The following is a 21,892-nucleotide window of genomic DNA, read 5'->3' as shown; positions in this document are numbered from 1 at the left end:
AAAACCCTTTACTCATTCTTTTCTTTTTCTTTTGCTGTTTTATAGCGGTTAAGCAGTTCTTGTTCCTGCACTAAGTAGGTTTCTTCGTCTAGTTCCCCCATTTCGTACGCCAGGTGCAATTCCATTAACTGCTGTTGAATATACGGAATATTGTAAAGCTCCTGCTCAGCTTCTTCCTGAATTTTTTCGCCTAGTTTTAGTAACGATCGAATGGGCAGTGTAAATAATTTATGAATCATGGTTTTCTTCAATCCTCAATCTAATATTGACAAAGTTATACGCCGGCCATGGACCTGAATATTTAAATTCCGCCTTATCCTTCCAAGATTCATATAATTCGTTTACCTTTTGGTCAAAGGCTTCCTCTTGTTCCCGGTCTACTAAAAAAGCGGCATTCAATAAAATTTTCCCGGGAATGGTATTATTCTGCTTGCCTGCTTCTGCTAATTCCAATAATGGTTCATAGATTTCCATACCTGCTTGTGCTTCAAGACCTAATACAAAGTTTTGGGCTAGTTCCCCCAATTGGATTTGCTCGTAAAAAGAACCGGCGGCTGTGAGATCCTTTTTCCCAGATTTCCATTCATTTAAAATTGGGTCCCTTGCTATTTCTTGTTCTACCCATTCCCGCCTGACCATAACCTTTAGACCAACTTCCATCTTGTTTTCTAATTCTGCAAACAAGTTTTCAAAATGATCATGTAAACGCTCCATTATAAGCAATACATCTTTATCAGAATGAAACACATTTCCAAAGCTCATCGGAATGACACAATATTGTTTCATTACCTCTGTAATGGTTTGTTGATGGACAAATAAATGATGACGGTCCGGTAATACTTCTCCATTTGCCTTGGCAGCAACCATCGCGGTATTCTTGTAATGGATTGTAAAAATCTCGCTTTCCTCTCCGTTAATCGTTACTTTGCCAAATGTTTTTGAGTTTGTTTCACGAATGGCACAGAAGACATACACTCCGCTTTGCTGGTCCATTACCCCTCTTCCCCTCTCAACATTTCCCGTAATATTAGCTCCTTAATTTCTGTATGCTTCAAATCAGGAAAATTTTGATTCACCGGTCTTGTTAATACATCACGGCAAAGTGCCTGATAATCTTTATTCCCAGGGCTAACCGGTATTTTTGCCTCCTTTGCAATCGTGGCAATCATAAGTGAAGCCCGCAGGCTCGGGCAAAATCGATTACCGCAGGATCTTAGATTGGAAACAAGTCTTACCACCTCTTTTGCTTCAGCTTCGCTAATTTCAGTTTTCTTTCTGATTATTTCTGCCTCTGTTTCTTTGTCACAATAATCAAGGTTAATCGTTATTAGCCTATCTAAAAGCGCATCTTGGGTATGAAAGGTCCCTGCATATTCATCTGGATTACTTGTAAAAATGATGGAAAAGTTAGGATGGCATTTTACAAACGTTTCCTTTTCCTTCCCGTAAACTGGGAGGATTTTCTCCTCTAATAGGGCTAAAAATATATTATTCGTTTCTGGGCGAGAACGTGAGAACTCATCGTAAATTACGATATGGCCGTTTTTCACTGCATCAATCAGCTGCCCCTGAACCCAAATCGGTTTAATTTCTTTCTCCGTTTTATAGACTGACCGAATATAATTATCTACTACCTCTCGTTTAACGACACCATAATGATGGCCCAACAAATCTTTGTTTGACATTTCATGGTGCCCGCGGATAATAGTTACCGGTCTGTTAAATTGCTTTGCGATATATAAAGCCAAGCTTGTCTTCCCTACACCGGATGGACCGACAAAATGGACTGGATATCCGGCCTGCATATAACGAAGGCTTCTTAAAATAATTTCGTCGAAAAATGCTGTTTTGACAAAACCCTCGGCTCCATCTATCTCCCTTCGCTTATTCAACATCATTTTCTCCTTTCTTTTAGCAAAAAAGCCAAGGCTTTAAAAAAATGCCTCGGCTCAGCTTTTTACTATTTAAACTGCTTCTTCCATTTCGAGAAGTCCATCATCTTCATTTTCTTTTTTTAGAAGTCCAACAGCATCAGCATATTTCAACCATGTTTTCACACTGGCAATAACAATACGAGCCTCAATTGTAAGCAGTTCAATTCCTACTAACGAAACACAGGCCCAAATGTCAATAACCACACCTTTATCCAGAATACGGTCTACAACTTCGGCTAAGCTTGATGAATCCACACTTTTTTGTATAGCAGCCATTTCATCGCCTCCTTTCATTGACAACAAAACACTGGAGATTCCTATAGAATATTCACTCATTCAGCTGCAGTTACTGAAGGTCGTCCCTTTATTAAGTCAAAGACAATTCGAATTTCTATAGTATATGAGCGAGAGGCTGTTTGGCATAGACAAGTGTTCTTATATTTGAATAATATTAATTGAAATAACTAAAGTGGTCCAAAAAAATACCCAGTCTAAAAGACTGGGTCCAATCCTTTTAATGTGATACTTTCTCTCCTCTTCTTGTACGAATCCCATGAATGATAAAGGTGACTAGGAACGACAAGACAAGGACAACGATAAAGATTTCATTTGCAATATGAATATCGATAAGTGTCAATCCCATTTTTACAGCAATAAAGGTAATCAGCACATATGCCGTTGTTTCGAGCTCCGGCACCCGGTTCATTAAGCTGATGAAGAATGTCGCAACACCGCGCATCATAAGAATTCCAATCATTCCGCCTAGCAGAATGACCCAGACCTCATCGGAAACCGCAAGCGCGGTAAGGATACTATCCACTGAAAAGGCCAAATCCATGAGCTCAACGCTGATAACAGTCGCCCAGAAGACTCCGAATGTTTTCATTAACCAGCCTTTTGGCTCATGTGCTTTTTCCTCTTCTCCATCCTCATTACGCTTAAATCTGTCAATAAAGAACTTAACTGCAAGCCATAGCAAATACAACGCACCAATTAATTTAATAAACCAAAGCTTGATTAAGAAAGTTCCCAGACCGATAAAAATAAAGCGGAACAGATACGCCCCCCACAGACCGTATACCAATGCCTTCTTTTGCTGCTTTTTTGGTAAGGGTTTTACGAACGCCGACAATACCAGCGCATTATCCGCCGATAAGATACATTCTAGTACAGCCAATGAGAGAATCAGCCCCCATGCCTTTGGCGAAGTTAATACTTCTGCCCACATATGCCAATCGAGCATCGAAGCATATGTGGCTAAAATATTTTCTACCATTTAACATTACTCCTTTGTTGGTCTCTATCTAATATTACTACTAGTCAAGATTTTTATAAAATTATTTTGCTGCAATATTGTTTTTCTTAGTAATTCTGCCATAAACAGTATTTTTTGTAACCACCATTCATTTATCATCGCTTTCATCAAGAATAGATTAAAAACAAGAAGCATCAGACATAACCGTTGGGTTATGAATGATGCTTTCCTTGTTTAAATACTTTATTCACCTTGCTGCTCATGGATAAGATTCCGCCACTCCAAGTCCCCGCGCTCCAAACCAAGGATCAGTATTTCCGCAGTTCCCATATTGGTGGCCAACGGAATGGAATACACATCACAAAGGCGGATAAGCGCTGAAATATCCGGCTCATGCGGCTGTGCTGTTAATGGATCCCGGAAGAAGAACACAATATCCATTTGGTTTTTGGCAATTAAAGAACCAATCTCCTGATCTCCACCCAGCGGTCCCGATTTAAAGCGTGTAATTTTTAAATCTGTTTTTTCCATAATTCTGCTGCCTGTCGTACCTGTGGAATATAATTCGTGCTTGCAAAAAATCGGCTCATATGCGACCGCAAAATTCACGATGTCGTTTTTCTTTTGGTCATGTGCTATAAAAGCAATTTTCAAAACATACACCCCGTTCTTATTTCAATTCACTCTATTTTATATCTTAAACCTTTTCCTGCCTTAAAGTCGATAATACATATGATTTCCCGCCTGTTTTTTGAATATTAAGATGATTTTAGAAAATTTTAAGATTGGTCCTATAGCATAGGGAAATACTTTAAGAGGAGGGCCATATGAAAAAAAATTTAAAGGTTTATATTCCTATTATTATTACTGTTATTATTTGCCTCATATTAATCGGATTATTTCTATATTATCAAATAACAACTCCCCACAATGGTCCGGATAAATTTCCAGGGAAGCCTGGAGAACACGAGGATGAAGGCGGAATTTTTAAGCTGATGGGGAACGGTGCGATTTTGGCCGGGGCGCCAGAGTTTTTCATGGTTTCTTTTGAGTAAGAAATTAAAATCTCCGTTTCCAATTGTTAAAGTCGGTGCACGAAAAGCTCACGGTCTTCATACGTATGCCGGCTGGGCCGCCTTGGCCCTTGTTGCCATCCATGGTGGATACTATTTAATAAAAGAATTCACCAAAACTGATAATTTAACTGGCGCCGCTGCATTTTTATTGCTGCTTTGTTTAGCTATATATGGATATATACTGGACCGGAAGAAGAAAAAGCCGATTCGCTCGGCTCACTTTATTGTCAGTATTTTGTGGATTGGTGCAGTTCTTGTTCATGGCGGCATGTTTGCCTTTGGAACTGGGATAACAATGGCCGTATTATATATTGGTGTGACTTGGCTTGAAAGGAGAAACTTAAAGCCTGCAGGTGCGAAATAATTAGAAAATGGATCGACCATCGAGTCGGTCCATTTTTTTGTGCAAATTTAACAAAGCTTCGACCATAGTCTGCTGCTGACTGCTTCTGTGCTTCTTTCGATGATGGAATAAGCTGCATTGGTAATGGCCATGGCCAAGGTTTCTCCGGTTCCCGTTACATCATTGAAGCAAACCTCTGATGGCCCTTTGTTTGTATAGGTAAAACCCAAACTCTCTAATCTGTCAACAATGATCATCGCATGATCAAGGTTGTGCTCTGGTTGAAAGTCTGCGTCATGAATAAACATTCCCTTTTCATAATCGTACCAACGATCCCACCTATTTAACTTCCAACCAAGAATTCTCCGTGCAATTGAATCTACCTTGTTCATCCTTTTGTCCCCTTTCCGTTAATCGTTGTTATATAACAATTTTTATATTTATAAAGAATTATATAACAGTATTTTTGGAATTTCTACTATCTTTTATAAAAACATTCTGCACTTTTCCGATTTTTTTCCCAACATCAAAACAAAAACCTTTTCTTTCTTGTAACTATTTTTGGTAGTAAAATGAATTCACACCTTGCTAGGTAATATAATAGTTTTAAAAATTAATAGGTTTTCCAAGGAGGGGTTTTAGTGAATAAAAAGGGTTTAGCTTTCGGATTGTCAATCGGGCTCGCTGCCAGTGCCATTGCCCCAGCGTCATCATTTGCCGCACCTGAAAATGTATTGTCCAACTACAAATACAATGAGCTAGTTGGATCCCCGGAGTTTATTTCAGGCAATCTTACAAACCCATCTAGTAAAAATGGAGAAAGCATTGTTCTTGATTATGTAAACGCTAACAAAGACAAATTTAAGCTGGGTTCCAAATCTGCATTAGAATCGTTCAAAGTTACCTCCAGCAATAAGGACAAGCTTGGAGGATCGACGCTAAGGCTCCAACAATTGTACAACGGTGTTCCAGTTTGGGGATCTTCACAGGCAGCGTCTGTCGCGGAGGACGGAACTTTGAAGGTATTCTCCGGAACAGTCACACCAGACTTGGAAACGAAAAAGGGGTTAAAAAAGGAGAAAAAGGTCAATGCCACTCAAGCAATAAAAATTGCAGAAGCAGATCTTGGGCATTCTCCTGATTACGAGAAAAAGCCATCTGCCGATCTAGTTGTTTTCACAAAAGGTGATGATGCTAACTATGCATATCTAGTAAACTTAAATTTTCTCGAACCAACCCCAGGAAACTATAATTATTTTATTGATGCATCAACTGGGGAAATTTTAAATAAATACAATGACCTTCATGAAGCAAAAACTGGCCCCGGCGTAACAGGTACAAATACAACGGGCAGTGGAGTTGGTGTTTTAGGAGATACGAAGGCCTTAAACATGCTTCTATCCAGTTCAACTTATTATCTGCAGGATAGTTCAAGAGGAAACGGGGTAATCACATACGATGCATCCAACCGTTCCCGTACACCTGGGACACTTTGGACAAGTGTTGACAACCTCTTAAATAGCTCGTATGAGAGACCTGCTGTTGATGCCCACTATTATGCAGGCAAAACCTTTGATTACTATAAAAATGTCTTTGCCCGCAATTCCTATGATAATAAGGGCGGAGCTTTAAAGTCATCTGTCCACTATGGACGAAACTACAATAACGCCTTCTGGAATGGAACCCAGATGGTGTATGGGGACGGCGACGGAATTACCTTTATCCCACTATCGGGTGGAATTGATGTCGTGGCTCATGAGCTTACCCATGCCGTCACTGACACTAGTTCGGATTTAATCTACCAAAATGAGTCTGGAGCATTAAATGAAGCCATTTCTGATATTTTTGGTACACTTGTTGAATTTTATAATGAGAAAAATCCCGATTATGAAATTGGCGAGGATGTTTATACTCCAGCAAAGGCAAATGATGCCCTTCGTTCAATGAGTGATCCGGCGAAATACGGCGATCCGGATCATTATTTAAAACGTTATACTGGAACAAGTGACAACGGCGGCGTTCATACAAACAGCGGCATTATCAATAAAGCTGCCTACCTGCTGGCTGCCGGCGGAACTCATTACGGTGTCACCGTTCAAGGAATCGGCAATGATAAAATGGGGGCAATTTATTATCGTGCAAATACTGTCTACTTAACAGCCTCCTCTACCTTCAGTCAGGCACGCGCTGCTCTGGTACAATCTGCTGCAGACCTTTATGGGGCTAGTTCTACAGAGGTTACGGCAGTTAATAAATCGTTTGATGCGGTAGGCGTATATTAAATTTTTTTCATAAAATAAAAAGAAGCTCCAGCAGGGGTTGGAGCTTCTTTTTCAATTCAAATTTCACTGCGCTCATTACATAAAAAAAGGAACTCACTACATAATTTTGCTTCTTCACGACATAATTTTGCTTCTTCACTACAAGATTCAGGAGTCTCACGACAAATTTAGGAATAAAACGGTAACCAACTAAGTTTTCCTTTCCTAATCATGTACCGCAATAAGTTCTATATGGTCTGTTAGTAGCTGCAGGAATCGTACAGTATTCTTCCTGTTCTGGTACGTAGGCAAAAGGGTGCGACAGTGCATTTAGGAGCTTCATCATTACGCTGAAATCGCCTTGACTGACTGCGGCATCAAGTGCTTCCTCTACTCGATGGTTGCGCGGTATGACAGCGGGATTGGAATTCCGCATTAACTTTTGGGATTCCGCTGTTGCTTCTTGCTGCCTGCCGAGTCTTGTCTGCCAACGCTTATGCCATTGGGAAAATTCCAGTGCATTATACAGCTCCGCTCCCTCCAACTGACCCAATGTTAAAGCTCGGAAGGTATTGGTGTAGTCAGCACGATGTTGTTGCATTAGGCTAAGGAGGTCTTCAACAAGCGATTCATCTTCGGCCTCTTCATTAATAAGACCTAGCTTTCCCCTCATTCCCGCGAGCCAATTTTCGCGATATAACCCGTCATATTCTGAAATAGTCGCTTGGGCCAATTTAACTGCTTCCTCCTCGTTTTCATGAAGCAGCGGCAATAAGCTTTCCGCAAATCTAGCTAGATTCCACCCGCCAATAAACGGTTGATTGCCATAGGCATATCGGCCCTCCCTGTCGATAGAACTAAATACTGTTGCCGGATCGTAGGTATCCATAAAGGCACAAGGACCATAATCGATGGTCTCTCCGCTTATAGTCATATTGTCCGTATTCATAACCCCGTGAATAAAGCCGACCAGCTGCCATTTGGCAATCAGCGCTGACTGGCGCTTGATTACTTCCTTGAGAAATGAAAGATACTTGTTCTCATCGTGCTCTACGTCTGGATAATGGCGCTTTATCGTATAATCAGCCAGAGTCCGCAAATCATCCACATTGCCTTTCCCGGCAGCATATTGAAAGGTACCAACCCTAATATGACTGGAAGCAACGCGTGTCAAAATGGCACCGGGAAGCTCTGTTTCACGATAGATTGCTTCCCCTGTAGTCACCACAGCCAGACTGCGGGTGGTTGGAATACCCAGTGCATGCATAGCTTCACTAATGATATATTCTCGAAGCATTGGTCCAAGCGCTGCCCGACCATCCCCTCCGCGGGAAAACGGTGTACGTCCTGAGCCCTTCAGTTGAATATCATACCGTTTTCCTTCCGGAGTGATTTGCTCCCCCAATAGCACTGCCCGTCCGTCCCCCAGCATTGTAAAATAGCCAAATTGATGCCCGGCATAGGCTTGGGCAAGCGGCTCGGCCCCTTCTGGTATTTTGTTCCCGGCAAATACAGCAACAGCTTCTTCACCCTGAAGAGCCTCTGGATTCAACCCCAAAGCCGATGCCAAATGACCATTAAGAATAACCAAGTTCAGCGAAGCAACTGAAGCAGGATTCGTATCAGTAAAAAAAGCTTTCGGGAGCAGGGCATAACTATTATCAAAATTCCAGCCTAAATTACTCATATTTTCTTATATCCCTTCTTTGAAGCATGGGGACGGTTCTTTTCCTTCTGAAGCAAAAGAACCGTCTCCATGCTCTAATTTATATTCAGTTTATCCTAAGTGAGTTTAAATTAGCACTTATTTTATCCTATGAAAATCTAGTAAATTATTAATGATAAATTAAGAAGATTGTTGTAGACTTAAAAGGAGTTACGGATTATAGTCGGTGAACTTGATCAAAGGTTATTAGGTATTTATGGGGGAAGATTTATGAATAACACAGAATTGAATTTGGTTGGAGAAATTCAGAGCAGACAAGGCAAATCAGTCAAATGGCACAGAAATTGGAAACTTGTTACAGTAAGCAGCACCTCTATTATCGTACTCTTAATTGCAGGAATTAGTTATTATCAGGCAACCCGATTCAATTCGCAGACTACGATTAATGACATAAATGTCGGTGGGATGACGGCTGATCAGGCATTGGAAAAATTACAAACCACTGTATTACAAAATAGGGTCTTTGTTGGCCAGCAGCAAATTTTAGATGAAAAGGATACAAAGTTGGGTTTTGCTGATCAGGATTTACCTGAGGTTAAAAAATTGCTGAAAAGCCAGTGGACCTTTTTTCCATCGACAAAGGCAAAAAATTATCCTCTAATACCTGAAAAGGCAGACAAATTCCGCAGCGAAACAATGAAAAAGCTTGTGGAAGAAAAGCTCCTATCAATAAATAAAAGTTTAAAAGCACCCCAAGATGCGGAGGCGAAGCTTGAGCAGGGCAGCATTGTCATCACCAAAAGCATAGATGGAGAACAGTATGACGTCTCAAGCATAATGAAGGAATACGACAAGGAGCATTATAAGAGTGACATTCACCTTAATCCTTTATACATACAGCCAATCAAAGAAAATAGCGCAATTGTAAAAAATGAACAGAAAAAGCTGCAAGAACTTCTTGGGCAGACTGTTGAGTATAAGGTTCAGGATCAGGTCTTTTCTTTAAAAGCTAGTGAAGTAATTAAAAATGCCTCTGTGACTAAGGATTTGAAAGTTACAATTGAGCCGAATGACATAAAAAACAAAGTGGCGGAAATAAATGAGACAAAATCAACATTAAATAAAGACTTTTCCTTTAAGACCCACTCAGGTTCGGTCATATCTGTAAAAGGAAAAGGCTACGGATGGGCATTGGATGTTGACAAAGAAACAGCTCAAATTCAAGCAGCTTTTGAAAAGGGAGAGAATTCCATTTCTGCATCCAATGTTATTGGACATGGCTGGAAGGGTGAAGGCTTCGGTTACGATACAACCGCTAACAACGGAATTGGCGACACATATGCTGAAGTATCCATTGCCGAACAGCGAATTTGGATTTACAAAGATGGTAAATTGGTCATCACAACAAATGTCGTGACTGGCAAGCACAGTACTGGTAATGATACGTCAACAGGAGTTTGGTATATCCTTTATAAACGAACACCTTATACACTAACGGGCAGAGAACTCGGTGGAAAACCAAGCTATACCGCAGATGTTAGTTATTGGGCTCCATTTACGAATGATGGACAAGGATTTCACGATGCCGGATGGCGGAAAAACTGGGCAAGCAATGCGTATCTTAACGATGGATCGCACGGCTGTGTCAACACACAACCTGACGATATGAAAATCGTCTACGAAAATCTCAGCACATATGAACCGGTAGTTATCTACTAAAACATGAGGACGGTTATTGCTTAGTTTATTGAAGCAAAAAAACCGTCCTCTCTTTTCAACGATTGCGATTTACAATATAGTTCATCAGATGTTTCAAAAAAGTCGTGTTACGCGGCACTTCCTCTAGTGTATCCATTGCCAGACAATAATGTTCCCACATCGCTATTTTCGCATCTTCAGCGCCCAAGATGGATACAAACGTTGAACTGTTGTTATCAGCATCCTTGCCTGCGGGTTTCCCTAATACATTCTGATCACCTTCCAAATCTAGAAGATCATCCCTAATCTGAAAGGCAATGCCAGCATGTCTGGCAAATTTTTTCAAGGCGGACAGTTCGGACGCATGAGCTTGTGCAAGAATCGCCGGCATGATTAAGGCCGCTTCAAAAGCGATTCCGGTTTTATAAAAGCACATTTCATTCAGTTGGTCCAGTGTTAATGGCTTGCCTTTAGATTCCAGGTCCATCGCCTGCCCCTTACACATATCCTCTGTTACCTGGGCTGAATATTGAATCAGGCGGAGCACCGTTTCCGCCTTAAACCTAGTAAGCGAAGTCTGCTCCTCAATTGCCTTTTGGGTTAAAAAAAGCGCGGTTAATTCAGCAATTGCGATGTTATAGGTCTTATGCAGAGTTGGCCGCCCCCTGCGGATTGCAGCATTGTCTTGAGATGGAAGGTCATCAAAAATAAGTGATGCGGTATGCATGTATTCTAATGATCGCAAAAGCGGGGTCATTGCGGAACCGTCCAATCCATATCCATCAACACCCATGACCCACGTCATTATGGGCCGGAGCCGCTTCCCGTCTCCCTCAAGACTGTAATTGGCAGCATCGATAATGGGGTCATTCCTTAATGGCACATCTTCAATTTTCAAGGTCCTGTTAATTTGGGCGCGCACCGTCTCAATTTTATCTAAAAAGTCGTCCTGCTCCATACGGTCATTTTTAAAATTTGTAATAATATGGTCGCGCAGCAGCTTATCAAAGAAATCCACATCGTCTGCTTTCCGAACCATATTTTGAATAACACGATTAAATGTAGAATTGCCCGAAGCAAATAACTCCATCACTTCATTGTATTTGTTTGTTCCTAGACGCACTTTAAATCGCTTCAGTCCGTTTATGGCGCGGTCCAGAATGACCTCGCATGTCTTTGGATTGGAGTGAAAGACATTGTGAATCAAATTCGCAATAACCGCCCAGTATAACTCAAATGGGTTGATGAGGTCATCGCGCTGGTTGTGATATTTCATATAGTAGGTATACGGCGTAACGGCACCGTCCTTTATGTCATCGAACATATCGGCAAAATCATCAGCCAGTTGATTATAAATGCCGTAATAGAAGGTTCGACTATCAAACCCCTCATCCTTAGGCGCATTAATGACAGAACGAGCAATCAATCGCGATGAAGACGATTTTAAAATAATCGGTATGTACAGTTCTTCATTGCTGTAATTGGGATTGGATAAACTTTTAACACGGTCCACTTCTTGAGAATTGAAAAAGATATAAGCCTGCTCAAAAAAATGCTTACTCGTTTCCGGACGCTGATGGACCTTAATATAGTTAAAGGCATCGCGCAGTTCGGAATGAATATTACGAATGAGACTGGCATTTGGTCCATTCCAGTTGCCTAAATCAGGAACAGATCCTGTAACAAGGGTAGTCCGAATTAAACTGGAGTACTCCTCTTTTTCTTTATCGGACAAAACCTGGGCATCTAATAGATCGTCAATAAAGGGATAGGTCAGACCGTAGGCATAGCCTAGCCTGATGGCTTTATCAAGCCTCCGGCTCCGTTCTTCTTGGGCAGTCCCATCAGCCATCTCTTCATTAACATGCAGGATGACCCCAGCAATGATTTTAATTAATTTCCGTTTTGCATGCTCTGGATCCATTCCCTCCGGAATGTTGTCAGATACGATTTTCAGTTTGTTCATCAGCCAAATAAAGGCGGATTCAATCCCTTCCTTCTGCGCCCAGCGATACAACCCGGCCATGCTGAAAAAATCAGTTTTGTCCTCCCGTTTGGTCAGGTGAGTTTTTAAATTGTTCACGACTCGCTGAATCCTTGCCTGTGTCTCCGGTGACTCCAAGGATTTGCCGAGATCCCGCATGTAAAGATAGGAAATGCTTCGGTCAAGATAATGGTCTAGTTTACCGGTATAGTCGAGCCATTGAATATATTGGTAGTATCCCCTAACATTGGGCCTTTGCCTTCTTCGAAAAAAGAAGGATAATAGCGGATGGCGAATATGATTATGTTTCCACTCCTGGAAATCCTTTGTCAGAGCAGTGACATAATTTTTTTCTCTGACCTGTTTGTATAGCGACCGAAAGTATTCAACAGCCTTATCCTCACCAAGCTGATAACACTCATCCGCATTTATTAACAACTCTTCAATCATATGAAGCACAACCTCTACTTAAGGTTTTTATTTTTGCAATACTCATTAAATTGAGATTACCACAATCCCCTTCATTTTTTCTTAAAAACTAGCAAATTATATTTAAATATAGTGCGAAAAAAATAACTTTATTACCAGAAAGGTTGATAACAACAAAAAAGCAAGTAGACTTGTCCACATTTAGACATCGTCTACTTGCCTGTTTTTTCCCCAACTAATTCTTTTTAAAATTTATTAAACTAGTGATCCGGAGAACGAAACAGTAGTTTTAAGTATGATTTCAAGTTTTTATGTATGTGTTTTTGGTCTAAAACTGCCTTTCATAAAATACTTTTGTATAGAGACAACCCATTAAAAATGAAAGGTGTGGCCCGCCCATGTTTGCAGTTCATTTTCTTGAAAACAAAAATGTTTTATTAACGCAGCTGCGAAAACGCATTCCGGCCGTTGGAGAGGTTCTAACCATTAAAGGCCGCAAAGCTAAGGTTTCAAACGTCGAGCATATTGACGAAAAAACGATACATGTGAAAGTGGTTTTAGAAGAACTCAAAAAAGGTAAAGTGGCAGTTGTCGATAATTCTAAGAAGAAAAAGAGGTAGGAAACGTGGGGACGGTTTATGTTACAAAAATCGAAAACTACCGTCCCTATTTATCCTTATTTATCTTCCCTCAACAAATAATCATTGCCATCCTGGTCATAGAAGGAAAACATCGTTCCGAATGGCATTCTTAACATTTCCCCAACTTTTACTCCATTTTGCTTCATTTTTTCATAAGCAGATTCGATATCTGTTGTGCTGAAGAGAATCGATGGATGCTGGACCTTTGATGGGTCATGCTGTTCCATGGCAGCTTTTGCATAAAGGACTAAATTAGCGGAGTCATCCCCGCTTGGTCCGACTTCTATCCAAGAGAAGTCAGGACCCATGGGCTGCTCCTCTTTTAGGACAAAACCGACTGTATTAATCCAAAAATCTTTGGCTTTCTCTTGGTCATTTACATAAACAGTAACTTTCGCAACTTTATTAATCATCCTATTAAAACTCCTTTTCTCAAAATACAAAATAATTTTATCAACCTAATTTTACAAAAGCAATTTCAAAAAAGGAACTATTTTTGGGTTCCTCCTAAGGCTCCGAAATCAATTCCATAAATAAAAGTTTCAAAGCAAAAGGACGGTTCTTGTGCTTCAAATTGATGCACGAACCGTCCCCATGTTTCACTTACTCTCCTACTATTTTAGCGTCCTTAATCAAATCGTCTGTTAGGGTGATGCCTTCTTCAGCGGCGGCTTTTTTGTTGATGACAAGTTCTAGTTTTTCAGGGAAGCCAACTGGAATTTCGCTTGGTTTCTTTCCTTTTAGGATTTCCACTGCCATTTTACCAGTGGAATAGCCAAGGTCATGGTAGTTTAGGCCATAAGAGGCAAATGTTCCGCGTTTTACAGAATCCCCTTCACCAACAAATGTTGGAATATCTTTTGCATTCGCTACAGTAATAACAGATTCAAGAGCAGCAACAACAGTATTGTCCTTAGGAATGTACAGGACATCCACACGGCCAACTAATGATTCAGCAGCCTGCTTCACTTCGGAACCGGCAGTAATAGTTGTCTCAACTGCCTCTAGTCCTTCAGCTTCGATTGCTTTTTTGGCATTCTTCACGTTTACAACGGAGTTTGGTTCACCATTGTTATAGATAATGCCCACCTTCTTGGCATTAGGAACGAACTTCTTTATCGCTGCAATCGTATTCTTAATTGCATCCGGATGTGTATCAGATGTTCCGGTGGCATTTCCTCCTGGATTATCCATACTTTTAACCAATTGCGCACCAACCGGATCCGTGATAGCTGTAAACAAAACTGGGATCTCCTTCGTATTTTTCAATACAGCCTGTGCACTCGGAGTAGCAATTGCTAAAATTAAATCATTCTTGTCCGAAACTAATTTCTGGGCAATTGATAAATTGGTATTCATGTCGCCTTGTGCATTTTGGTAATCAAGCTTCAGGTTCTTTCCTTCTTCATATCCGGCATCCTTCAAGGCTGCGATAAACCCTTCGCGGGCAGCATCAAGGGACGGATGCTCAACGAGTTGCGTGATCCCTATTTTCACTACTTTTTCTTTCTTTTCTCCGCTTGTTTCCTTGCTTCCCCCACCACAGGCTGACAACAGCAACAATACTCCCATCAAAACAATTGCTAAACTCTTTTTCACCTTTTCTCCCCCTCAAAACATTCAGCGGACTATGTATGTAGAAATAACCGCTTTTATTTTATGAAAAATTAATAATATTCAGATTTTACCATACGTTATTGTTATAGAACAATAGATTTTCAGTAAAAAATTTTATCACTTTAAACCAAAAAAGCACCGCCTCGTTTTCTCCAAAGTAAAAGGGACGGTCCATGTGCTTCCATAATTGAAGCACATGACCGTCCCCACGTATCATATTTTTGTAAAAATAATTCCAAGAATCGCTGAAAATATGCCAACGAGCTGGTACCGTTTCAATTTTTCCTTAAAGAACCAACAACCTGCCAGGATGACAACAAGGCAATTCAAGCTGACCATTGGGAAAATAATGCTGGCAATTCCAGTCTGCAGTGCATATAAATAACTGCTGTAACCGATAACGCTGACCAGTCCGGCAAGGGAGCCGACATTGGCTTCGGACCTCTTCCAGTTTTCCTTCCCCCACAGGCTTGTCAGCCCCAAATATATGCTGCCTCCGCCATACATACAAATTAATGTACTAAGCGAACTAATATGCAGATAAGATGTAGTTTTCATTAAAATCCCAAGTATTCCAAACGAAAGAATGGCCAGTACGACCCTGTAAATCCACGGGCCATAATTCATGCTTTTATTTGCACTTGGCGAATATTGAATCATCAGCGCAGAACCAAGGATTACCACTATTCCGAACCAATGGTAAAAACTGATTCGTTCATGAAATATGATCGCGGCTCCAAGAATCGGCATAATCGCATTTGCCCCAATTAGCGGTGAAGTTAAGCTCGCTGGTCCTTTTTCAAATGCTTTGGACATCTGAATATTGCCATTCGCATTTAAAATGCCAATCAGGCCGCCTAAAATGATGGCATAAAGGTTAAACCGTAAATCCCCAACATAAATCCCATAAGCAATTGTTAAGATAAACGCCACAAAATAAAAGAAAAACTGGATATGCACTTTGGACAAACCACGGCTTGTACTCCATTTAAAAATCGTGTTATTTGTACCGAAGCTTAAGGTTGTTACCAATGCTGCAGCAATCCACATGCTGAAACCTTCTCTCCCTATCATTTTCCACTCTCATTTTAAATCTATTAGAAAGTCCTAGCAATATTTTTTTTGATGCATGGGAATAACCCAGTCCCGGAAAAGGATTGGGTTTAGATTTTCCTATTAATGAAACATCACAGTCTATGGATGTTATCCCTCAGATATATGTAGAATTGAATAAACGACGCCACTTACATCTTTTACGCTACTTAAATCATTTAAGAAATAAAACACATCGTACTTCCATCTCTCCGGATTATAAACAATAAGATATTCTGTCTCGTCTATTGTTGGGATGCTTTCTGCAATTTTATCCTTCAAGTTGTTTAAACTTTCTTGCGGTGGAATTTCTTTTGTGATTTGAAATAGGTACTTATTGTCTGTGATTTTAGATGTAGTAGTATCAATCAGGGGAATTTCCGACATTCACTTGCTGCCAGCCAAAGGAGTTTAGGATATTGTCATAAAACCCATTAAATAAAAACTTGTTAAGTCCGTCATTCCCTTTCCAAAGATATAACGGGCTATAACTGTTTTGCAAATTATTATGGATTCCTTTTTCGGTGACCAAATAGAGTTTAAACTTTAAATCTTCAAACCCGTCTGTTTTATGGCCATTATTTCTCACTCTGTCACTGATTATATTCATATCGTAATCGCTTGGCAGTGTAATCTTATATTGGGTTGCGATCATTTTTTCTCCACCTCCGCTATACTATTTTATCAATTTTCCTGTTTTAGCTCATCTACTTCCAGCAATTAGTCAGTAACTTTTTAAAATCAATAAACCACAATACAATGTTCGAATCAGTTTCCTTTTAACAAAAATACACCTTTATATAATAGATGTGCTAAATGAGTAAATATGACAGAATGGCACCTTTGAAAAAAACGTTTAAGGTTCCTTTTGCAAATCCGTGGGACATTATTCCGGAACACCCTGTCCTATTTTTTCATTGAATTATTCCTTAATTGGCACAAGCAGCCACTTAATGGTACTATTTTCTAAAAGGCAGAGTAGCGGGGAGTTGAGTTAGTCATGAAAATGGCGTTTATTTCGGATATTCATGGGAATGCAGTTGCTTTGGATGCGGTCCTTGCTGATATTAAGCTAAAAGATGTGGACAAGATTTATGTTCTTGGTGACATTTGCTACCGAGGACCGGAACCAAAGCGCTCGCTAAAATTGATTCAGGCGTTAGATACCGATGTCATCAAAGGAAATGCCGATGAGTGGGTGGTTCGCGGTGTTCGTGAAGGTGAGGTACCTGCTCATGTATTGGAATTAATGAACACTGAGCGGCAATGGACGGTTGGCAAACTGGATTCGGCCGATCTCCAATACCTAGAGCATCTTCCTGCCCATTTGTACACAAATGTGGAAGGAACTAATATTGCTGCCTTCCATGCTACACCTGATAGTTTGTTTGACATCATCCTTCCCTATGCCGATGACGTAACGATCAAGACTAGCATTATGAAGCCATCCGATGCAAATGTTTATGTTTATGCCCATATTCATCGTCCTTATGTGCGATACATCGATGGAAAAGTCGTTATGAATATTGGCAGCGTTGGCCTCCCATTTGATGGTCTAACAAAGGCTTCCTACGGACTGGTGGAAATCGAGCCAGGAAATATCAACACCTCCATCCAGCGGGTCAGCTATGATTTAGAAAAAGTCATCCAGCTTTATGAGGAAGTAAACTATCCGAATAAAGATATGATGAAACAAGTCATTCGGAACGGAAAAATTTGATACACGGGGACGGTTCTTTACACATCAATCACAATAATGATGCAAAAGAACCGTCCCCATGTTACATTAATGGATGGAGGTGGCATTATGGCACGGGAGCGCAAGTTTTCGACGGAGGAATTATTTCAGTACACCAAGCAGCTTCTTCTTGAACATGGATATGAGGGTTTTACCTTCAGTCTATTAGCAGAACGAATGGAGATTTCCCGCGGCACGATTTATAAATATTTCGAGAACAAGGAAGAATTAATTACCGAATTTATGTTATTTGAGATGAAGTATTTCCTAGTAGAATTAAAGGAAATAGCCGAATTAGATGACTTTGACAGGCAATTTGAATTCCTTTTTGAAATTATTTTTAGAAATAGTGAAATCCACCAACTCATTGAGATAGGCAAACAAATTCCTTCCTCCCTCAATGAAAAGGTGCGGAACAATACGCAAGAGCTGGAAAAGATGCACTTTGAAATGTACAGTTATATGCAGAACTTTGTGGCACTTGGGAAAGCTGAGAACAAGCTGAAGCCCAATATTCCGGATGGATTGGTGCTCGGAATTATTTTTCAAACCATTGCCATTCCCAATCATTTCGGCATCCAACAAGATGTTTGGGTTCAATCAATTAAAGAGATTATTAGTCATGGAATGTTCATAAACAAGTAATTGACACATCTGTCACTTTAAAAGATAATGTTAGTGACAATAGTGTCAATTATTTTTTCGCTCAAAGTGACAACACTGTCACCTTGAGTCGATTTATGAAAAATAAACCCACGTAAACTAGTGCAGAAAGGAGTACTAAAATGAAATCATTCTTGCAATCTCTCACAGACCGGGTCTCGACAAAAAAAGGAATGTGGATTACGCTTGGAATCTGGTTTGCGGCCGCGATGCTGTTGGCGGTCCTAGCCCCAAGCGCCAAGGACTACGAAGTGTCAAGCATAAAGTCTATTCCGGAAGATGCCCAGTCGTTCATTGCACAAAAGAAAGTGGATAAATACTTTAAAGACAATGAAGGAATTCCTGCGATTCTAGTTTTTCAAGCGAAGAAAAGTGAAATCACTCTGCCACAGCTGACCAGTATTGTTGACAGCATTGAGAAGGAAAAAATCGATGGTGTCGATCAGATGGTGCCGCTATCGAAACTGCCTCCACAGGCTGCTGCAGGTTTCTTTTCAGACGATAAAACCACAGCTATTCTTCCTATAACTATTGATTCATCCCTAGAGACTAAGGATATTAAAAAGGTGGAAGAAGCGATCCAGAAAATCGTCAAGAAAGACTCCGATTTAACCTTTTATGTAACCGGGCCTGCCGGTATTGCCACCGATACCCTGGATCTTTTTTCAAGAGCAGATATCGTCCTTTTATTATCAACTGTCGGCTTGATCCTTGTGCTATTGATAGTGATTTACCGCTCACCGCTCTTGGCGTTAATTCCACTCCTGGCTGCGGCCTTCGTGTATGAAGTGGTGATGCAGACGCTCGGCATCATGGGCAAAGCAGGGCTGGTCATGAGCAGTCAAACGCTGTCCATCATGACGATTCTTTTGTTTGCTGCCGTGATTGATTATTCTTTATTTGTGTTCTCCCGGTTTAGGGAAGAATTGAAAAAGCAGGAGAATAAATTCGATGCGATGAGGCAGGCGATGCGGGAGGTCGGAACACCTGTGTTCTATTCCGGCGGGACCGTGCTTGCCGCCATGTTGGTATTATTTTTTGCAAGATTTGGGGATTACCAAAACTTCGCACCAACGTTTGCGACCACCATGCTGATTATCATGATTGCATCGGTGACTTTGGTTCCAGCCTTGTTTGCCCTTTTTGGCAGAAAATCATTTTGGCCGATGATTCCTAAGGCAGGGCAAGATGCCATCAAAAGCAATTCCCTTTGGAGCCGCGTCGGGCGCTTCGTCACGAAAAAACCGGGACTTTCCGTTGCTGTGCTTGGAGTAATTCTAATTGTATCAGCAAGCAATATTGTGAACATTAAATTTGAGTTTGATACGATGAAATCATTCCCGAAAGATATGCCATCTCGGATGGGCTATGAGATTCTTGAAGATAAATTTGAAAAAGGCGACCTCGCCCCAACGACCGCTTTGTTTGAAGGTTCAGAGCCACTATCTGCAGAACAACAGGATGCATTGAAAAACAAACTTGCTGAACAGGACCTGGTCAGTTCCGTTAGAATCAATGGTACCGCAGAAGATGGCAAAGTCGTTCAATACAGTTTAACTTTTGCGGAAAACCCATACTCCTCCAAAACGATGGATGCTTTAGAGGATATGCGGGACAGCCATGATAAAATCACTGCCTCGGCAGGTGTTAACGGTGACATTTATTTTGCCGGCGAAACAGCCACGAAAGTCGATGACCGCGCCATTAATGACCGGGACCTACTCGTCATTGTGGGGCTTGAGACGCTGCTGATTTTTGTGATGTTGATTAGTTTGACAAGATCCATCAAGATGTCGATTTATATGATTGGAACTATCCTGATTTCCTTCCTTGCCGCATTAGGACTGGGAATGTTCCTAAGCAATTTGTTCTTTGATATCGACTCAATCAGCAACCGCGTTCCGCTATACTCCTTTGTGTTCTTGATTGCACTTGGGATTGATTACAATATCATGTTGATTTCCCGTTATCAGGAAGAACGGGCTAAGCACTCGGTGCGAGAGGCTGTCGAAATTGCAGTTGCCAGTACGGGCGGAGTCATTTCCTCAGCAGGACTTATACTCGCTGCAACCTTCGCCGTTCTGATGACGCAGCCAATCCAGCTATTATTCGTATTTGGCTTCATCGTCGCCATTGGGATTCTGCTGGATACCTTTTTGGTAAGGGGTGTGCTGTTGCCTGGACTGATAGTATTGTTTGAAAAAGAGGAAAGGCGATTGGGGAGTAAACAATAACGGGGATTACAATGTGGAGCAGCTTTATGGGCTGCTCTTCTTTTTCTTATCCCATTTTTAAACATTAAAGGACTACATCTGGGCGGTTTTTACGCTTCTGTATAGAGGCAAAAAAAGAACGAACACCATAGATATTAACGGTTTTACTTTAGAGGCGCAAACATTGTAAAACACATATGAAAACGCACTAGAATTCACGGTATCATTCACACTGCGTTTTTTATTGATTTATCAACGTTTTGGTAAATATTATTTACTTATTTTGACTTCATTCACATAGAAAATCACAAGGTATGAAATAATTATTGGAAGATGTGTGAATTATTTGTTATTTAGTTGAATGAGTAATCAGTGATATCTAAAATAAACGGAGGTTTTCCGGTTAATCTGAAAAAAGAACTCATTTCGGTGTAAATAAGCGGAGGTTTTCCGCTTAAGCAAAGCAAAATTTCCTATTTTCTTGTTTTTCGAGTAAATAGGCGGAATTCTTCCGTTTATTTAAGCTATTTTCAATGCTAATTCTTAATTAAGGGAAATTTCTCTGATTATTAATCAAACTCACTTTCCCGTCTAATAAACTAGGTACAACTTACGATGCTTAGTTAGTAAAGAAAAAGTTAAAATAGGCTTAGAGATGTTTGCATCTCTAAGCCTATTTTGACTGTGAAATATCTTGATTTGTTATTTGTTTTGGACTGCGATTTGCTGTTTTGCACCTCACAAGTAAACCCGTTACATAGATATTTCTTCGTTCTTAAGTCATTATTTTTCAGTTACCATATTCCCCATTGAAATAGAGATTCTATTCCAACTGTTAATTTGATTGATTATTAGAACGAGGTCAACATATTGTTTCTCGTCAAAATGCTTACGGACTCGTTCATAAAGCTCATCTGGAACACGTTTTGTTGGAATTAACGTTATGTGCTCTGTCAGCTCTAAAGCCGCCTTTTCTTCCTCGGTATAGAATTCACAGTCTTCCCAAGCGCTTACGCAGTATATTCGTTGTTCGGTTTCTCCCATCTTTCGAGCATCTTCTGCATGCATATTCAAACAAAATGCACATCCGTTAATTTGGGAAGCACGAATTTTTATAAGCTCACGAAGTTTTCGATCAATAGCTGTCGTTTTCGTATACTTCTCCATCTCCATCATTATTTTTAAACCTTCAGGTGCAATGTCGTAGTAGGGAACCCTTAGGACCATAAAGCAAGACTCCTTTGATTTAATATAAGATTATTATTACCTTATGGGAATATTC

The 21,892-nt window shown here is 40.5% G+C and carries 23 protein-coding genes; 8 read left to right on the top strand and 15 right to left on the bottom strand.

What is annotated here, in order from left to right; genetic code table 11:
• Window positions 1–8 precede the first annotated feature (8 nt).
• From ACZ5AE_RS06040 to mgsA, 6 genes are all read right to left on the bottom strand, one after another.
• Window positions 9–239 carry a gas vesicle protein GvpG gene (locus ACZ5AE_RS06040; RefSeq protein WP_464570421.1) on the bottom strand — a complete coding sequence of 77 codons (231 nt, stop codon included), beginning with the start codon at window positions 237–239 and terminating at the stop codon, window positions 9–11.
• Window positions 229–993, bottom strand: a complete 765-nt coding sequence (locus tag ACZ5AE_RS06035) for a GvpL/GvpF family gas vesicle protein (RefSeq protein WP_464570419.1) — start codon at window positions 991–993, stop codon at window positions 229–231. The genes ACZ5AE_RS06040 and ACZ5AE_RS06035 overlap by 11 nt, the downstream gene beginning before the upstream one ends.
• Window positions 993–1,898, bottom strand: a complete 906-nt coding sequence (gene gvpN / locus ACZ5AE_RS06030) for a gas vesicle protein GvpN (protein ID WP_464570417.1) — start codon at window positions 1,896–1,898, stop codon at window positions 993–995. The genes ACZ5AE_RS06035 and gvpN overlap by 1 nt, the downstream gene beginning before the upstream one ends.
• Window positions 1,899–1,964: 66 nt before the next feature.
• Window positions 1,965–2,210, bottom strand: coding sequence for a gas vesicle structural protein GvpA (gene gvpA, locus ACZ5AE_RS06025; protein ID WP_464570415.1), 246 nt, complete (start codon window positions 2,208–2,210; stop codon window positions 1,965–1,967).
• Window positions 2,211–2,448: 238 nt separating this feature from the next.
• Window positions 2,449–3,210, bottom strand: a complete 762-nt coding sequence (locus tag ACZ5AE_RS06020) for a TerC family protein (RefSeq protein ID WP_464570413.1) — start codon at window positions 3,208–3,210, stop codon at window positions 2,449–2,451.
• A gap of 222 nt (window positions 3,211–3,432) precedes the next feature.
• The gene (gene mgsA, locus ACZ5AE_RS06015) at window positions 3,433–3,843 is read right to left on the bottom strand and encodes a methylglyoxal synthase (RefSeq protein ID WP_464570411.1); all 411 of its coding nucleotides are present in this window, start codon (window positions 3,841–3,843) and stop codon (window positions 3,433–3,435) included.
• 173 nt (window positions 3,844–4,016) lie between these two features.
• Between mgsA and ACZ5AE_RS06010 the strand changes: the two genes are divergently transcribed.
• Together ACZ5AE_RS06010 and ACZ5AE_RS06005 are read left to right on the top strand one after the other, a co-directional pair.
• Complete coding sequence (locus ACZ5AE_RS06010) at window positions 4,017–4,244, top strand: hypothetical protein (protein WP_464570409.1); 228 nt, start codon at window positions 4,017–4,019, stop codon at window positions 4,242–4,244.
• Window positions 4,237–4,629 (top strand): hypothetical protein, encoded by a 393-nt coding sequence (locus tag ACZ5AE_RS06005; RefSeq protein ID WP_464570407.1) that lies wholly within the window; start codon window positions 4,237–4,239, stop codon window positions 4,627–4,629. Before ACZ5AE_RS06010 ends, ACZ5AE_RS06005 begins: the two co-directional genes overlap by 8 nt.
• 47 nt (window positions 4,630–4,676) lie before the next feature.
• On the opposite strand, the gene ACZ5AE_RS06000 is transcribed toward ACZ5AE_RS06005, so the two are convergent.
• Window positions 4,677–5,000 (bottom strand): BC1872 family protein, encoded by a 324-nt coding sequence (locus ACZ5AE_RS06000; protein ID WP_464570405.1) that lies wholly within the window; start codon window positions 4,998–5,000, stop codon window positions 4,677–4,679.
• Between the two features lie 249 nt (window positions 5,001–5,249).
• Between ACZ5AE_RS06000 and ACZ5AE_RS05995 the strand changes: the two genes are divergently transcribed.
• The gene (locus tag ACZ5AE_RS05995; protein WP_464570403.1) at window positions 5,250–6,890 is read left to right on the top strand and encodes a M4 family metallopeptidase; all 1,641 of its coding nucleotides are present in this window, start codon (window positions 5,250–5,252) and stop codon (window positions 6,888–6,890) included.
• A gap of 208 nt (window positions 6,891–7,098) precedes the next feature.
• Here ACZ5AE_RS05995 and ACZ5AE_RS05990 read toward each other — a convergent pair whose 3' ends face one another.
• A complete protein-coding gene (locus ACZ5AE_RS05990; protein WP_464570401.1) occupies window positions 7,099–8,556 on the bottom strand; it encodes a protein adenylyltransferase SelO in 1,458 nt (485 codons plus the stop codon).
• Between the two features lie 249 nt (window positions 8,557–8,805).
• Between ACZ5AE_RS05990 and ACZ5AE_RS05985 the strand changes: the two genes are divergently transcribed.
• Window positions 8,806–10,254 (top strand): L,D-transpeptidase family protein, encoded by a 1,449-nt coding sequence (locus tag ACZ5AE_RS05985; protein WP_464570399.1) that lies wholly within the window; start codon window positions 8,806–8,808, stop codon window positions 10,252–10,254.
• A gap of 55 nt (window positions 10,255–10,309) precedes the next feature.
• On the opposite strand, the gene ACZ5AE_RS05980 is transcribed toward ACZ5AE_RS05985, so the two are convergent.
• Window positions 10,310–12,667 carry a polyprenyl synthetase family protein gene (locus ACZ5AE_RS05980; protein WP_464570397.1) on the bottom strand — a complete coding sequence of 786 codons (2,358 nt, stop codon included), beginning with the start codon at window positions 12,665–12,667 and terminating at the stop codon, window positions 10,310–10,312.
• Window positions 12,668–13,044: 377 nt separating this feature from the next.
• Here ACZ5AE_RS05980 and ACZ5AE_RS05975 point away from each other — a divergent pair, with 377 nt between their 5' ends.
• The gene (locus ACZ5AE_RS05975) at window positions 13,045–13,266 is read left to right on the top strand and encodes a hypothetical protein (protein ID WP_464570395.1); all 222 of its coding nucleotides are present in this window, start codon (window positions 13,045–13,047) and stop codon (window positions 13,264–13,266) included.
• A 56-nt stretch (window positions 13,267–13,322) separates the two neighbouring features.
• Here ACZ5AE_RS05975 and ACZ5AE_RS05970 read toward each other — a convergent pair whose 3' ends face one another.
• The 5 genes from ACZ5AE_RS05970 to ACZ5AE_RS05950 all read right to left on the bottom strand — a co-directional run bounded on the left by ACZ5AE_RS05970 (window position 13,323) and on the right by ACZ5AE_RS05950 (window position 16,651).
• Window positions 13,323–13,700, bottom strand: coding sequence for a VOC family protein (locus ACZ5AE_RS05970; protein ID WP_464570393.1), 378 nt, complete (start codon window positions 13,698–13,700; stop codon window positions 13,323–13,325).
• Window positions 13,701–13,890: 190 nt separating this feature from the next.
• A complete protein-coding gene (locus ACZ5AE_RS05965) occupies window positions 13,891–14,886 on the bottom strand; it encodes an ABC transporter substrate-binding protein (RefSeq protein WP_464570391.1) in 996 nt (331 codons plus the stop codon).
• Between the two features lie 231 nt (window positions 14,887–15,117).
• On the bottom strand, window positions 15,118–15,978 hold the full coding sequence (locus tag ACZ5AE_RS05960; protein WP_464570389.1) for a DMT family transporter: 861 nt from the start codon (window positions 15,976–15,978) through the stop codon (window positions 15,118–15,120).
• A gap of 129 nt (window positions 15,979–16,107) precedes the next feature.
• Complete coding sequence (locus ACZ5AE_RS05955) at window positions 16,108–16,383, bottom strand: DUF4865 family protein (RefSeq protein ID WP_464570387.1); 276 nt, start codon at window positions 16,381–16,383, stop codon at window positions 16,108–16,110.
• Complete coding sequence (locus tag ACZ5AE_RS05950; RefSeq protein ID WP_464570385.1) at window positions 16,361–16,651, bottom strand: DUF4865 family protein; 291 nt, start codon at window positions 16,649–16,651, stop codon at window positions 16,361–16,363. The genes ACZ5AE_RS05955 and ACZ5AE_RS05950 overlap by 23 nt, the downstream gene beginning before the upstream one ends.
• A 345-nt stretch (window positions 16,652–16,996) precedes the next feature.
• Here ACZ5AE_RS05950 and ACZ5AE_RS05945 point away from each other — a divergent pair, with 345 nt between their 5' ends.
• The 3 genes from ACZ5AE_RS05945 to ACZ5AE_RS05935 all read left to right on the top strand — a co-directional run bounded on the left by ACZ5AE_RS05945 (window position 16,997) and on the right by ACZ5AE_RS05935 (window position 20,631).
• On the top strand, window positions 16,997–17,716 hold the full coding sequence (locus tag ACZ5AE_RS05945; protein WP_464570383.1) for a metallophosphoesterase family protein: 720 nt from the start codon (window positions 16,997–16,999) through the stop codon (window positions 17,714–17,716).
• Window positions 17,717–17,752: 36 nt separating this feature from the next.
• Window positions 17,753–18,379, top strand: a complete 627-nt coding sequence (locus tag ACZ5AE_RS05940; RefSeq protein WP_464570381.1) for a TetR/AcrR family transcriptional regulator — start codon at window positions 17,753–17,755, stop codon at window positions 18,377–18,379.
• A gap of 140 nt (window positions 18,380–18,519) precedes the next feature.
• Window positions 18,520–20,631 carry an MMPL family transporter gene (locus ACZ5AE_RS05935; protein WP_464570379.1) on the top strand — a complete coding sequence of 704 codons (2,112 nt, stop codon included), beginning with the start codon at window positions 18,520–18,522 and terminating at the stop codon, window positions 20,629–20,631.
• Between the two features lie 762 nt (window positions 20,632–21,393).
• Here the strand turns inward: ACZ5AE_RS05935 and ACZ5AE_RS05930 are convergent.
• Window positions 21,394–21,837: a carboxymuconolactone decarboxylase family protein gene (locus tag ACZ5AE_RS05930; RefSeq protein ID WP_464570377.1), complete on the bottom strand. Its 444-nt coding sequence runs from the start codon at window positions 21,835–21,837 to the stop codon at window positions 21,394–21,396.
• Between the last annotated feature and the right edge of the window lie 55 nt (window positions 21,838–21,892).

The organism is Neobacillus sp. S1227 (assembly GCF_055385255.1).
The sequence above is the reverse complement of the archived record's forward strand: the minus strand, read 5'-3'. Positions and strand labels throughout refer to the sequence as shown.